Below are 14,288 nucleotides of genomic sequence, written 5' to 3'. Positions count from 1 at the left end.
GGTAACGTCCCGGGCGTGACCTCACTCGTCGAGCTCCGCGTCCTCGAAGGGCCGAACCTCTACTTCCCGCGCGCCGCGGTCAAGCTGACCCTCGACATCAGTGGCCTGGCCGCGGCGTCGGAGGAGACGGCCGGCCGGTTCGCGCGGCGGATCGGGCTGGCGGACGCCCGACCGGGCGCACCGGAGACCGGCTTCCGGCAGCGCTTCGCGCTGCGGGCGGTCGGCCACCTGGTCCGTGCCGTCGCCGACGAGGCCGGTACGACGGGCCTCGGGGTCCGGGTCCGCCCGACCGGCGACCGGCACCGGGTGGTCGTCGCCTACCCGTGGAAGCACCGCGGTCGCGCGGAGGCGATGGGCCGGGCGGTGGCCGACGTGCTGGACGCCGTACCGTCCGCCGACGTGGAGGCCGCGGTCGGCGAGGCCGCGGCGCTGGTGGCGGGCGCCGAGCCCGGGGACGGGCCGCGCACGATCAAGCCGGCCATCCCGGTGGTCGCCGTGACCGGCACCAACGGCAAGACGACCACCTCGCGGATGGTCGCCCACATCGGTCGGGCCGACGGCCGCGTCGTGGGCTGGTCGAACACCGACGGCGTCTACATCGACGGCGAGATGGTCGAGGCCGGTGACTACTCCGGTCCGAGCGGGGCCGGCCGGATCCTGGCCCACGAGCAGGTCGAGCTCGCGGTGACCGAGACCGCCCGCGGCGGCATCCTGCTGAAGGGCATCGGACTCACCCGCAACGACGTCTCGGTCGTCACCAACGTCACCGCCGACCATCTCGGGCTGCAGGGCATCGACACCGTCGACCAGCTGGCCGAGGTGAAGGCGGTCGTCCCGCGGATCACCCGCCGCAAGGGCTGGTCGGTGCTGAACGGGGACGACCCGCGGGTCTTCGCCATGCGTCACGTGATCAAGGCCCGGCCGTGGGTGTTCACCCGCGACGTCGAGTCGCCCGCGATCCGGGAGGTGCTGGGCGAGGGCGGGCGCGCGACCACGGTGATCGACGGCTGGGTCAGCGTGCTGACCCCCGACGCGGACCCCGACCCGCTGGTCGAGCTGGTCGACGTGCCCATGACGCTCGCCGGGCTGTCCCGCTTCAACGTCGAGAACACCCTCGCGGCCGCGTCGGCGGCCCTGGCGATCGGCATCGACCGGTCGGTGGTCGTCGAGGGCCTGCGCTCGTTCCTGCCCGACGCCGAGCACAATCCGGGCCGGATGAACTTCTTCACCGTCGGCGAGGTCTCCGTCGTCGTCGACCTGGCCCACAACGAGGCCGGTCTCGAGGCGCTGCTGGAGATCATGAACGGCGTACGACGGCCCGACGCCCGCCTGCTCCTCGGTCTCGGCGTGGTCGGCGACCGCACCGACGAGCTGATCGAGAAGCTCGGCGAGATCGCGGCCCGCGACAGCGACGTGATCGCCATCGGCCACAAGGAGAAGTACCTGCGTGGCCGGACGACCGAGGAGCTGGAGACCCTGATGCGCGCGGGCGCCGAGCGGGTCGGCGTCACGGGCGTGCCGGCGTACCCGACCGAGGTCGCCGTGATGTCCGCACTCGTGGGCCAGGCGCTCCCCGGCGACGTCGTCGGGCTGATGTGCCACGCCGAGCGCCAGGAGGTCTACGACTGGCTGGCCGAGCACGGCGGTACGCCGGACTCCTCCGCCGACCTCGCGGAGAAAGTCCGGGCCGGGTCGGTCTGAGCCTGCGAAGGACGAGCGTCGGCGAGGAGGTTGACGAGGGTCGAGGAGGGCGGAGCGGAGCGACGCGCTCGTGAGCCGTCTCGAAACCCCGAGCCGGGTCGATCTGAGCCGGTGGTCCTGGTTACCCGGTTCCCCGGGTAAGTAGGAAACCCTGACGTTCCCGGGCGAAACTTCACCCAGGAACGTCCGGGAAAGGCCGGGAGGTCCCGGGCGGTCAGCAGCGGTGCGGCGTGTAGGCGCACCAGCCATACCCGCCCGTCGCCGGGACGGAGGAGTCGTCGACCTCGCCGGCCCGCGGTGTCAGGGTCAGCCGCCACCCGTGCTCGTCGCGGTCGTGCTCGGCCCAGAGGTGCTCGTGCGAGCCCCGGCCCCAGTCGCCCGCTCCGCCGCTGCTGACGCACAGCTCCCAGTCGTCGCCGGTCCGGCAGAAGAACTCGAGGTTGATGTCGGCGCCGTCGCCGTTCGCGTCGACGACCGCTGCGGCTTGGTCGCCGAGGGTGCCGACGGCGCGGACGACGGCGTACCGGCCGTCCCAGCCGCCCGCCTCGATCACCGCCCGCTCGTCCAGGTCGCTCATCGGGCCAGCCTGGCAGCGAGGGGTGCGACCCGGCGACCGGTTTAGGGGTACTCCACCTCGCGCGGCGCGCTGGCGACATCCACGTCGCCCTCGACCAGCAGAGCGACCAGGCCGGACTCGGAGCGGGTCTCGTGGAGCTCGTTGGGCTCCCAGACGGCCGCCTGGCCGGGAGCGAGTACGACGGCGTCGCCGCTGGACCCGGAGACGGTCGCGTCCCCGGACAGGACGACCAGCAGCTGGCGACCGGCGGCGGGATGACGCCCGACCACGCCGCCGGGCCTGAGGCGGACGGTCACCAGGTGGGCCTCGGCGGTGATCCCGAACGCGGTGACGTCGAAGCCGCGGCTGCCGTGCGCGTCGACGGGACGGCCGGGACGGTCGCCGAGGGTCAGCACCCTCACTCGTCGCCCACCGAGCCCGCCACCAGGTCGGGGTCGGCGCCCGGGGCCTCGGAGGAGACACCGGCGCCGGCCTGGGCCTGGGAGGACCAGGTCTCCAGCTCGCTCATCACGGCGGCGTGCTTGTCGACGCAGACCACGACCAGGTCGCCGCGGTTGGCGCGCGACATGGCGTGCCGGACGGCCTCGATCTCGTCGAGCACCTCCTCGACCTGCTTGCAGCGCGCACCCTCGGCGATCGCCGTACGGACGCCCTCGAGGACGAGACCCGCGACCTCGCCGCGCTCGCGGCCGCGCAGGGACAGGTCCTCGCGGACGATGACCACGTCGAAGTGCTGGGCGGCGATGTGGCCGAGCTCGCGCATGTCCTCGTCGCGCCGGTCGCCCGCGGTGGCGATGATGCCGATCCGCGACGGCCGGGCCAGGTCGTGCGAGGAGGCCATCGAGTCGCCCACGCGGTCGACGAAGTCGCCCAGCATCCTCATGCCGGGTGCGTTGTGGCAGTAGTCGACGATGACGTTGACGCCGTTGACGTCGACCTCGTTGAGCCGGCCGGGGGAGAGGTAGTAGTTGGTCGAGAACGAGCGGAGGCCCTGCCGGATGTCGTGCAGCGGGGCGCCGGCCGCGAATGCCGCGGCCGCCGCACCGAGCGCGTTCTGGACGTTCATCCGGGCCCGGCCGCCGAAGGTCGCCGGCAGCAGGTGGGTCCAGGCCAGCTGCATCTCCCGGGGGCCGTGCTTGACCACGATCATCTCGCCGCGCTCGGAGGGGTTGAGGACCAGCGCCTTGCCGCCGCGGCGGCAGTGGGCGTCGATCATCTCGCGGACCTCCGAGCCGGGCTCCTCCATCGAGAACCAGACGACCTGGCCGGAGCAGCGCCGGCGCATCTCGCGCACCAGCGGGTCGTCGGCGTTGAGCACGGCGTGCCCGTCGCGGGGGACCGCCTCGACCAGCACGGCCTTGACGTCGGCCAGCTGCTCGACGGTGTCGATGCCGCGCAGGCCGAGGTGGTCGGGCTGGACGTTGAGCACCACGGCCACGTCGTTGCGCTCGTAGCCGAGGCCCTCGCGCAGGATGCCGCCGCGGGCGACCTCGAAGACCGCGAAGTCGACCCGCGGGTTCTGCAGCACCATCCGGGCCGAGCGCGGACCGGAGGCGTCCGAGCGGATCACCAGGCGCTCGTCGATGACGACGCCGTCGGTCGAGGTCATGCCGACCTTGCGGCCCATGCCCTTGAAGATGTGGCTGATCATCCGCGAGGTGGTCGTCTTGCCGTTGGTGCCGGTCACGGCCACGATCGGGATCCGCGACGTGGCGCCGGGCGGGAACAGCATGTCGACGACCGGCTTGGCGATGAACTGCGGCTCGCCGATGGTCGGGTGGGTGTGCATCCGGAACCCCGGAGCCGCGTTCACCTCGCAGATGGCGCCGCCGGTCTCGCGCACCGGCTCGGTGATGTCGGGGCAGATGAAGTCGATGCCCGCGATGTCGAGCCCGACCATCCGGGCCGCCTCCTCGGCGATCTCGACGTTCTCGGGGTGCGCCTCGAAGGTGCGGTCGATCGAGATGCCGCCGGTCGACATGTTGCCGGTGAGGGCGAGCCGGACGTGCGCCCCCTCCGGCGGTACGTCGGTCATCGCGTAGCCCTGCTCGCGCACCAGCAGGACGGCCGCGTCGTCGACCTTGATCCGGGTCAGCACCTTCTCGTGCCCGACACCGCGGCGCGGGTCGGCGTTCGCGGTGTCGACCAGCTGCTCGATGGTCGACGTGCCGTCGCCGGTGACCGACGCGGGCACCCGCTCGGCGATCGCGGCCACCTTGCCGTCGATGATCAAGCAGCGGTAGTCCTTGCCGACGATCTGCTGCTCCACCAGGATCGTGCCGCGGCGCGACTGGGCCTGGGCGAGCTCGAAGGCCGCGCGTACGTCGTCGGCGTTCTCGTTGTCGAGGATGACCCCGCGCCCGTGGTTGCCGTCGAGCGGCTTGAGCACGACCGGGTAGCCGATCCGCTCCGCCGCCCGCACCGCCGCCTCGACGGTGCGCATCGTCTCCTGCTTGGGCACCGGCAGGCCGGCCGCGCTCAGCAGCGACGTCGTCAGGTCCTTGTCGGAGGCGATGTCGACGGCGATCGCGCTGGTCGCGGAGGTCATCGTGGCCCGGATCCGCTTCGCGTGCACGCCCTGGCCGAGCTGGACGAGCGAGTACTGGTTGAGCCGCAGCCACGGGATGTCCCGCGACACCGCCTCGTCGAGGATCGCCTGCGTCGACGGCCCGAACGCAGTGCGCTGGGCGCGGGTGATGAACGACTCCAGCTCGGCGTCCCAGTCGAACTCCGGGTCGGCCTCGACCAGGTGGTTCACGAGCCGTACGGCGAGCCGCGCCGCGGCCAGGCCGACCTGCTCGTCGACGTACCCGAAGACCACGTTGTAGTGGCCCGGACGTCCCTTCACCCCGCGGGTCTTGCCTCGTCGTACGTCGTGGCCGACGACCTGCTGGAGCGCCAGCGCGGAGTGCTCCGCGACGTGGCCGAGCCAGGTGCCTTCGTGCAGCCGCTCGACGAAGCCGCCGCGCTTGCCGCGGGAGCAGGAGTGCTCGCGCAGGCCGGGGAGCATGTCGAGGATGTTGTCGGTGAAGCCGGGCAGCGTGTTCGTGGGGTAGCGCTCCAGGACGCCGAGGTCGACGACCAGGTGGATGGCCTTGTCGTAGGACCACACGTTGGCGCCGCGGTAGACCCGCGTCTCCTCGATGCTGAGGTCGGGGGTGGGGCGTTCGGTCACGTGGAAGCTCCGTCCTGCCGAGATGACGGCGAGTTCTTCTTGGTCTGGCGGGCCTTGCGTCGCTTGAGGGTCGTGGGGGAGACGTCGCCGGCCGCGATGTCGCGGGCCAGCCGGCGGAGGTCCTGGCCGGCCTCGGCGAGCTCGGCGACGTCCTCGGCCGCCACCTCCGCGACGTGGGGCAGCAGCTCGCGCGCGGTGAGGTCGAAGGCCGATCCCTCCGGCAGCACGTGCAGGACGACGCCGCTGGCCAGCAGCGGCGCCGAGCGCTTGGCCTCGTAGGCGTTGGTGGTGATCCGGGCCGGGTCGAACACCGTCACGGCGCCCCGGCCGCGCACCCGCAGCACCTCGCGGTCGGTGCCGTCCTCGCGGATCTCGTGCTCGACGATCGCCGCGGTGTCCTCGTCGACGCCGATGCCGAGCAGCTGGGGTGACTGGGCCACGATCATCAGCAGCCGTCCGTACCGCTCGCGCTGGGCGAAGTGCTGGTCGACCACGCTGGAGCGCAGCAGTCCGAGGCCGGCCGCGACCTGGGTCATCCGCTGCTTGGGCGTCGACCCGCCCACGCCGAAGGCGACCATGTGGCTGGACTGGATGCTGGCCCCCGCGGAGGTGCCGGCGACGACCACGCCGCGCTCGTGGGCGTCGACGATCGCGTCGCCGAGCGGGGTGCCGCAGACGATCGCGGACAGCTTCAGCTGGTTGCCGCCGGTCATGAAGATGCCGGTCGCGTCGGCCAACGACTTCACCAGCACGGGGTCGTGGGCGTCGTCGCGCGACTCGGGGCGGATCGCGACCACCTCGGCGGCCCCCTCGCGGCGGAACAGGGCGTCGTACACCTCGACGACCTCGGCGCCCAGCGACGAGGCGGTCGGGATGACCGCGATGCGTGCGTCGGGACCGCCGCTCGCGGCCACGAACTCCCGAAGGATCGTGCGCTTGCGCAGCTTGTCCTCGGCGCCGCCGATGATCATGAGGGGTCCCCGGGCCATGACAGTCACCCTAGGGGGTGCCAGACTTTCACCCCGTGAGCGAGCAGAAGCGGACCCTCGTCGTGATGCGCCACGCGAAGGCCGAGCAGGACGGCACGACCGACTTCGACCGGCGGCTGGCCGAGCGCGGCGAGCGCGACGCGCGGGCCGCGGGCGCCTGGCTGGCCGCGCAGGGCGTGGAGCCCGACGCCGCCCTGGTCTCGGCGGCGGTGCGCACCCACCAGACGTGGGACGCCGTGGCCGAGGGTGCGGGCTGGGACGCCGACGTGGCGTCGTACGACGAAGCGCTCTATGCGGCCGGTCCGGAGAGCGCGCTCGACCTGGTGCGCGGCGTCGACGACGACGTCCGGACCCTGGTCGTGGTCGGGCACAACCCGACGGTGGCCTACCTGGCCCAGCTGCTCGACGACGGCGAGGGCGACGAGGACGCGAGCGCGGAGATGGTCGTCGGCTACCCCACGAGCGCGACCACCGTCCTCGAGGTCGAGGGCGACTGGGAGGACCTCGACGAGGCGGGCGCCCGGGTGGTGGCCTTCCACGTCGGTCGTGGGTGAGCTGACCTACCCCGAGGTCGGCGCCACGCTCGCCGGCCCCTTGCCGGCGGGCTACCACCACCTCTCGGTGGAGCGCCGCGTGGGCGCGCGGACGTCGTACGACGCCGCGGTGGCGCAGGTGCTCGGCTGGGGACTCCAGCGCGGTGCGGGTCTCCGCGTCGACCCGTTGCTGGCTCGGGCCACGGTCGGCCTGCGCACCGTCCTGGGAGTCGGGCCGCTGAGCGTCCCCGTGGAGGTGGTCGGCGTCCTGGACGAGCCGGACCGGGGCGGATTCGCCTACGGCACCCTGCCCGGTCATCCCGAGTGCGGCGAGGAGCTGTTCTCGGTCGAGCGGCGCCCGGACGGCACCTGGATCGTGATCCGGGCCTTCTCGCGGCCGGGGCGGTGGTTCACGCGTCTGGCCGGTCCTGCGGGGCGAGTGGCACAGCGGGTGATGACCCAGCGCTACCTCGGATCCCTGGGGCGTCCCGGTGATTGGTAAGACGAAGTACTAGGAACCCGTTGACGGATTGTCAGGCAATCTGATTGGTTTCAGCCACCCCCCGGACACCTCGCCGCCACCTGCTCCTCATCTCCGCCCCGACCGCCCTCGACGGGCGGTCCTGGGTGGGCGCGAGCGTCCCCTCACGAAGGAGTGGCATGTCTGTTCACCCCCCGAGGCGCCGCTGGTCGGCGCGAGGACTCGCCCTGCTGGGACCCGTGGCGCTGGTCGTCACGACCCTCGCCGTGGCCGATCTGCCCGGCGTCGGCGCGGAGCCCGGCTCGCCGCCCGTCGTGCTGCAGCGCGCCCCCGACGAGGAGCCGATGGTCGTCGACGTCCTCCTCGACGACACGGCTGAGATGGACCGGCTCGTCGCCACCGGCGTCGACCTGGACCACGGTGTCGAGCGCACCCCCGACGGGTTGAAGGTCCGCGCCGTCGTCACCGACAGCGAGATCGCCACCCTGAAGAAGGCCGGCTACGAGTTCGGAGAGGTCCTCTACACCGCCGACGACTCGGCTGCCGCCCTCGCCGGGCGCGAGGCCACGATCGCGGCGGAGTCCGCCGCGAACCGGGCCGTGGCGCGGGGGGCGAAGACCGGCCTCGGGGCGCTGCCGGGTTCGACCCCGCCGGACTCGTCGGACGTCCGGATCATCCGCGCCGACTACTACACGAGCTTCGGGGTCGGGGTGCTCTCCGTCGAGGCGAAGCTGCTTCCGGCGAGCACCACCAGCCCCCCGCTCACGGTGCAGCGTGACAGCGGGCCCGGGACACCGATGGGCTCGGGCGGCACGCAGACCGTCTCGCGCTTCGTCGATGCCGGCGTGTACCTCTACCACCTCGGCGCGACCAACGTGAACGTCGACGTCCGCGGGGAGTCCATCCGTCCCGACCGGATCCAGATCACCAGCCCGAGCGGTGACGTGGCGATCGCGAAGGTCAACGACTGGCTGCCCACCGGGACCGAGGACGACCCGTTCAAGGGCGCCGGCTACCAGGAGGACTTCATCTCGAAGTACCTGGTCCCGACCGAGCTCTACCAGCGCGTCGAGCAGCTGGCTGCGACGTACCCCGACCTCGCCGAGGTGGTCACCCTCCCGAACGCCTCGCAGGGCTACCGGCGCAAGGCCCAGGCGATGCTGGAGCCGACCAACCGGCTGACGGCGACGATCAGCGGACAGGACGTCGACCTGCCGTACGCCGCTGCGACCAGCGGGGCCTGGGCGACGCTGGCGCCCACCGCGGGCACCACCCCGTCGGCGGTCGCCGTACGACGGGTGAGCGCCGCCGCGAACCCGGCCTGGCCCGCCGCCACCCCGAGCATGGGCTGCGGAACGCTCAGCGGGCTGACCGGCGCGATCGCGGTCATCGACCGGGGCGAGTGCAGCCTCGCGGACAAGGTGCTGAACGCGCAGAACGCCGGCGCCGTCGCCGTGGCCCTCGTCAACGCCACCACCGGCCTGGCGTCCGCGCCGAGCGGCAGTGCCACGCCGACCGGCGGCTCGACGGCGGTCACGCTGCCGACCGTCGGCATCTCCCTGATGGACGCGACCCGGATCCGCAACGGCGGGAGCACGGTGACCGGCCGTCTGGTGCCGGCCGCGGTCGTCCCGAACAGCTCGCGGATCGGTGTCGAGTCGCTGGCCTGGGGCCACGAGGGCGGCAACGACGTCACCGTCCAGGTCGTCGACCCCGCCGCGCCCGACGCGCCGCTGAGCGTCAGCGTCACCGGAACGGCCATCACCGTGAGTGCCGCGACCGACGGCACCGGGGCGATCGTCAGCACCGCCACCCAGGTGATCGCCGCGCTGCTCGCGGAGCCCGCCGCCGCGGCCCTGGTCGACGCCTACCCCTACCGGACCGAGACCGGCAGCGGCGTCGTCCGCGCGACTCCGGTGGTCCGCCTCAGCGACAACCTCAACGCTCCGGCCTGGGTCTCGCGGGACCCGCACCCGGTCTACGCGCTGAAGATCGGCAAGACCCGGAACGGATCCAAGCCGGGCGTCCTGGCCTACGCCCAGGAGCACGCCCGCGAGTGGGTGCCACCGCTGGTGACGCTCGAGGCGGCCGAGCGGCTGCTGCGCAACTACGCGACGCACGCGCCGACCCGCGAGCTGGTCGACAACCTGGAGATCTGGATCGCGCCGTCGATCAACCCCGACGGTGGCCACTACTCGTTCTTCGACTTCGCCTCGCAGCGCCGCAACATGACCCGGCACTGCGCGAAGGGCGGGGTGTACGACGCGACCGGCCGCAACAGCTGGGGCGTCGACCTGAACCGCAACTTCACCGAGTACAGCGCGCACGACGGCTACTCAGGCGCGTCGGCGACCAACTGCACCAGCGACACCTATGCCGGCCCGACCGAGCTCTCGGAGCCGGAGGCTCGCAACGTCGACTGGATGATGGCGCGGCCCAACATGCGCTACTCGATGAACATGCACTCGTCGGGTGACTACTTCATGTGGGCGCCGGGCGCCTACAAGGACGCGGGTCGAGAGACGGCCCCGCGCCCGAGCGTCGGCGAGGAGGCCTACTTCTGGCAGGCCTCGAACCGGATCCTCACCGCCATCAAGCGCGAGCGCGGCATGACGGTCACCCCGGCTCGGACCGGGCCGATCATCGACGTGCTCTACTCGGCGGCCGGCAACTCCGGCGACCTCGCCTGGTACAAGTACGGGCTCTACGGCTGGAACTTCGAGGTCGGCCGCACCTTCCAGCCGCCGTTCGAGTCGCTCACGCCCACCGGGCCCGGGGCGCACCAGGAGGCGATGGAGTACGCCAACGGCCTCGTCGAGCTGCTCCGCGTCGCCCGGGACCACGACCTCGACGTGAGGGCGCCGAAGACGGCGCTGGAGTTCGTGGAGACGTCCGACCCCGAGCAGGTCGAGTTCGTGTTCACCTCCGACGAGGCGGTCGAGATCTTCTACACGCTCGACGGCACCGTCCCCACCACGAGCACCGCGACCGAGTGGAAGTCGGCCGGTGACCGCGAGGGTGGTGAGCGGGTCCGGGTCGCCAAGGGCACGCGGGTCCTCTGGTACGCCGTCGACGCGGCCGGCAACGTCGAGGCGGGCTACGACCCGACCGGGACGGATGGGCGCGGCTATCGCAAGTGGATCGCCGACCCGGCGTGGGAGCCCGAGGCGGCGACGCCGGCGGTCAGTCTCGCGGTCTCGCCGACCAGCCTGCAGCAGGGCCGTACGGCGACCGCCACCGTGGCCGTGACCGCCGAGAACGACTTCGACCTGGCGCCCTCGGGCACGGTCACGGTCCGCGCCGGCGGCGTCGCGGTCGGGGAGATCGTCCTGGGTGCCGACGGCACCGGCCGCGGGACGGTCGGCCCGTTCACCACGGCCGGCTCGATCCCGGTCACGGCGTCGTACGCCGGTGACGACCTGACCGCGGCGGGCACGTCCGCCGCCGTGCCGGTCCGGGTCGTCGCCGCACCCGTGGTCAAGGTCGCCTCCCAGACCCGGGTCCTGAAGGTCCGCCCGAAGGCGGTCACCCGGACCACCCGGCCCCGGCTGACGGTCGCCGTCACCGCGTCGCGGCCGGTCACCGGTCCGGTCGTGGTCCGGTCCGGCGGCAAGGTCGTCGGGCGCGGGACGGTCACGGCGAACGGACGCCTGGTCGTGCGCCTGGCGAAGCTGGGACGGCCCGGGCGCAAAGTGCTCGCGGTCCGCTACCTCGGCAATGCGCAGGTGAAGGCGTCGGCGACGCGGGTGGTGGTGCGCGTCCGGCGCTGAACGGGCGCTCGCAGGATCGGCGGGCCGGTGGCACCTCGGGGTGTCGCCGACCCGCCGCCCGTCGTCAGACCGGCGGCGCCGGAGTGACGAAGCCGGCCTCGGCGTCGGCGGCCTCGATCTCCTCGCGGGAGATGCCGAGCAGGTAGAGGATCGCGTCGAGGTAGGGCACGTTGACCGAGGTGTCGGCGGCGTCGCGGACCAGGGGCTTGGCGTTGTAGGCGATGCCGAGGCCGGCCGCGTTGAGCATGTCGAGGTCGTTGGCGCCGTCGCCGATGGCGATCGTGGCGGCCTCGGAGACCCCCACCTCCGCGGCGAACTCCCGCAGCGCCCGCGCCTTGGCGGCCCGGTCGACGACCGCGCCGACGATGCCGCCGGTGAGGTGGCCGTCCACGATCTCCAGCTCGTTGGCGCGGGCGAAGTGGATCCCGAGGTCGGCGGCGAGCCGGTCGGTGATGTGGGTGAAGCCGCCCGAGACGATCGCGAACCGGTAGCCCAGCCGCCGCAGGGTCCGGACCATCGTGCGCGCCCCCGGGGCGAGCAGGATGGCGTCGTACACGTCGTCGAGGGCGGAGGCGGGTACGCCCGCCAGCAGCCGGACCCGCTCGCGCAGCGACTGCTCGAAGTCGAGCTCGCCGCGCATCGCCCGCTCGGTGATCGCGGCGACCTCGGCCTCGCAGCCGGCGTGGGCGGCGATCATCTCGATCACCTCGCCCTGGATCAGGGTGGAGTCGACGTCCATGACGATCAGCCGCATGCCGCGCCGCAGCAGGTTGGCCGGCTGCACCGCCACGTCGATGCCCTGGCGGGCGGCCTCGACGGCGAGCACGGCGCGCAGCGCGTCGGGCTCGGCACCCGAGACGTGCAGGTCGATGGCGGTGACGGGGTAGCGCGCCATCCGCTCGATCCGGTCGATGTTGGCGCCGGCGTCTGCGATGCGACCGGCGATGGCCGACATCGCGGTCGCCTTGAGGGGGCTGCCGATCACCGTGACGTGGGAGCGGCCCTCGGGGCGGGGCCGGTTGTCGCCGGTGCCGCGGTCGACGTCGACGCTCATCCCGAGCTCGTCGGCGACCTGCTCGACGGCGGTGCGCAGCCGCTTCCAGTCGCGGGGCGCGGTGACCAGGACGCCCAGGACGAGGCGTCGGCGGAGCACGATCTGCTCGACGTCGACGACCTCGACGCCGGCCCTTGCGAGGGTGGCGAAGACGGCCGAGGTGACGCCGGGCCGGTCCTTCCCGGTCAGCGTGATGAGGAGGGTCTCGGGCTTCGCGTCGGTGGCCATCGTGGGCCGAGGCTATCGCTGCTGGAGTCCTGTCGGTGGTCTGGGCCAGGGTGGTGGACATGGATGCTGACCTCGACGCCCAGCCCGATCCCCACGAGACCCTGACCCGGTTCGCCGACGCGATCGCCACCCGAGACTGGGACGGGCTGTCCGCCCTGCTGGCCGCCGACTTCGCCGCCCGGCTGGTGCACACGGGGGAGACCTTCGACCGGGACGGCTTCGTCGCGTTCAACCGCGACTACCCGGGACCGTGGACCTTCGCCCTCGAGGACGTCGTCGCCTCCGGCTCGACCGGAGTCCTCCGGGCCCGGGTGACCGCCGGGCCCGCGACCTACTACGTCGCCTCCTTCGCGACCCTCGACGAGTCCGGCTCGATCGTCGACCTGATCGAGGTCTGGACCGACGCGGTCGCCACCGACGGCGGCCGGCCGCACCCCCACCACGGCCTGGACTACGTCGAGATCGGCGTCGCCGACCTCGCGTCGGCCCAGGAGTTCTACGCCGCCGCCTTCGGGTGGGAGTTCAACGCCTACGGCCCCGCCTACGCCGGCATCCGGGCTCCGTCGGGCCGTGGCGAGGTCGGCGGCCTCACCCCGGGTCGCCCGGCCACGGCCGGCGGGCCGCTGGTGCTGCTGTTCTCCGACGACCTCGACGCCAGCGTCGCGGCGGTCAGCGCTGCCGGCGGCACGGTCACCGAGGGCCCCTACGACTTCCCCGGCGGGCGCCGGTTCCACTTCACCGATCCGAGCGGCACCGAGCTGGGGGTGTGGTCGACGAGCTAGTGACCCGGTGCGAGCGCGAGCAGGTCCGCGTACCGATAGCCGGGCCATCCGTGGATCGCGCGGCACCATTCCTCGGGGACGGCGTTCGCTCCCCAGCGCGCACCCAGCAATCCGCCCGCGATCGCAGCCACCGTGTCGGTGTCGTCCCCGATCCGGATCGCGCCGTGCAGCCCGCGTTCGAGCTGACCTGGCGTCTCCGGAGTGTGAGCGATGGCAGCGGCTGCTGCCTGCAGCGCGGTCACGGTGAACCCGTTCGGAGTGAACTCCCGGCCCGGGACGTCCTCGGACCGCCGCTCCGGGCGGAGCGCGTCGGCGAGCCAGCCCGCCCATTGCTCGGACCGCGAGGTCAGGAGGTCGAGCCCCGCGGTCAGGTCGATTCGGCCATCCACGACCGCGACCCGCACCGCCTCGCTCCACAGGACGCACGAGTCGCCGGCCAGTGGATCGGCGTGGGTCAGACTCGCCACCCGTCGGGCAGCGCCGGCGAGCGCCACTCGGTCGTCGAGGTGGGCGAGTGCCACGGGGGCGGTCCGCATCAGCGCGCCGTTTCCGGCTGAGCGGGGATGATCGAGGGCGTCGATCGTCGCTTCCTGGGCGAGCACCCGACCCGGCCCGTCCTCGCCGGCCTCCAGTCGGCAGGACGCCGCTCCGAGCACCCTCGACGTCTGGATCCCGATGTCCGGCGGTGAGGACCGGTACCAGCGGACGAAGCCCTGGGCGATCAGGTCGAGCGCTGCCGGGGTGGCAACCGAACCCGTCGCCCGCACGGCCTCCGCGATGACGATCGCCATCGAGGTGTCGTCACTCCACTCCCCGGGTGCGAAGTCGCCGAGCCCGCCGCCCAGCATCGCGGCATCCTGACCCGCACCGGGAGGCGTGGCGAACTCATAGTGCACGCCGAGGGCGTCGCCGACCGCGCTGCCGATGAGTGCGCCGGCCGCGCGATCGGCCTGCGTGGGCGTCAGCTGCAGAAGTCTCCGCACGCGGTCATCCTCGCG

11 protein-coding genes are annotated in these 14,288 nt (G+C 72.9%); 5 read left to right on the top strand and 6 right to left on the bottom strand.

Annotation, left to right across the window (positions count from 1 at the left end; genetic code table 11):
* The first annotated feature begins 15 nt into the window (after positions 1-15).
* Positions 16-1,701, top strand: coding sequence for a Mur ligase family protein (locus tag V7S47_RS18540; protein ID WP_336562959.1), 1,686 nt, complete (start codon positions 16-18; stop codon positions 1,699-1,701).
* Positions 1,702-1,915: 214 nt separating this feature from the next.
* Here V7S47_RS18540 and V7S47_RS18535 read toward each other — a convergent pair whose 3' ends face one another.
* From V7S47_RS18535 to V7S47_RS18520, 4 genes are read right to left on the bottom strand one after another with little or no spacing between them, the layout of a single operon-like run.
* Positions 1,916-2,278 carry a hypothetical protein gene (locus V7S47_RS18535; protein WP_336562958.1) on the bottom strand — a complete coding sequence of 121 codons (363 nt, stop codon included), beginning with the start codon at positions 2,276-2,278 and terminating at the stop codon, positions 1,916-1,918.
* A gap of 41 nt (positions 2,279-2,319) precedes the next feature.
* Positions 2,320-2,673 (bottom strand): cupin domain-containing protein, encoded by a 354-nt coding sequence (locus V7S47_RS18530; protein ID WP_090856252.1) that lies wholly within the window; start codon positions 2,671-2,673, stop codon positions 2,320-2,322.
* 2 nt (positions 2,674-2,675) lie between these two features.
* Positions 2,676-5,453, bottom strand: coding sequence for a cyanophycin synthetase (cphA, locus tag V7S47_RS18525; RefSeq protein WP_336562957.1), 2,778 nt, complete (start codon positions 5,451-5,453; stop codon positions 2,676-2,678).
* A complete protein-coding gene (locus V7S47_RS18520; protein WP_336562956.1) occupies positions 5,450-6,442 on the bottom strand; it encodes a cyanophycinase in 993 nt (330 codons plus the stop codon). The genes cphA and V7S47_RS18520 overlap by 4 nt, the downstream gene beginning before the upstream one ends.
* Positions 6,443-6,477: 35 nt before the next feature.
* Between V7S47_RS18520 and V7S47_RS18515 the strand changes: the two genes are divergently transcribed.
* The 3 genes from V7S47_RS18515 to V7S47_RS18505 all read left to right on the top strand — a co-directional run bounded on the left by V7S47_RS18515 (position 6,478) and on the right by V7S47_RS18505 (position 11,226).
* Positions 6,478-6,996 (top strand): SixA phosphatase family protein, encoded by a 519-nt coding sequence (locus V7S47_RS18515; protein WP_336562955.1) that lies wholly within the window; start codon positions 6,478-6,480, stop codon positions 6,994-6,996.
* The gene (locus V7S47_RS18510; protein WP_336562953.1) at positions 6,989-7,477 is read left to right on the top strand and encodes a DUF1990 family protein; all 489 of its coding nucleotides are present in this window, start codon (positions 6,989-6,991) and stop codon (positions 7,475-7,477) included. Before V7S47_RS18515 ends, V7S47_RS18510 begins: the two co-directional genes overlap by 8 nt.
* 158 nt (positions 7,478-7,635) lie before the next feature.
* Positions 7,636-11,226, top strand: a complete 3,591-nt coding sequence (locus V7S47_RS18505; protein ID WP_336562952.1) for a M14 family metallopeptidase — start codon at positions 7,636-7,638, stop codon at positions 11,224-11,226.
* A gap of 64 nt (positions 11,227-11,290) precedes the next feature.
* Here the strand turns inward: V7S47_RS18505 and serB are convergent, their stop codons facing one another.
* Positions 11,291-12,508, bottom strand: a complete 1,218-nt coding sequence (gene serB / locus V7S47_RS18500) for a phosphoserine phosphatase SerB (protein ID WP_336562951.1) — start codon at positions 12,506-12,508, stop codon at positions 11,291-11,293.
* 59 nt (positions 12,509-12,567) lie between these two features.
* Here serB and V7S47_RS18495 point away from each other — a divergent pair, with 59 nt between their 5' ends.
* Complete coding sequence (locus V7S47_RS18495) at positions 12,568-13,290, top strand: VOC family protein (RefSeq protein ID WP_336562950.1); 723 nt, start codon at positions 12,568-12,570, stop codon at positions 13,288-13,290.
* Here V7S47_RS18495 and V7S47_RS18490 read toward each other — a convergent pair.
* Positions 13,287-14,273, bottom strand: coding sequence for an ADP-ribosylglycohydrolase family protein (locus V7S47_RS18490; RefSeq protein WP_336562949.1), 987 nt, complete (start codon positions 14,271-14,273; stop codon positions 13,287-13,289). The two genes, V7S47_RS18495 and V7S47_RS18490, sit on opposite strands and share 4 nt — an antisense overlap.
* Positions 14,274-14,288 lie beyond the last annotated feature (15 nt).

The sequence above is a fragment of the Nocardioides sp. CCNWLW216 genome (assembly GCF_037120545.1).
GTDB classification, from domain to species: domain Bacteria; phylum Actinomycetota; class Actinomycetes; order Propionibacteriales; family Nocardioidaceae; genus Nocardioides; species Nocardioides lianchengensis.
This window is presented reverse-complemented; position numbering and strand designations above follow the sequence as displayed.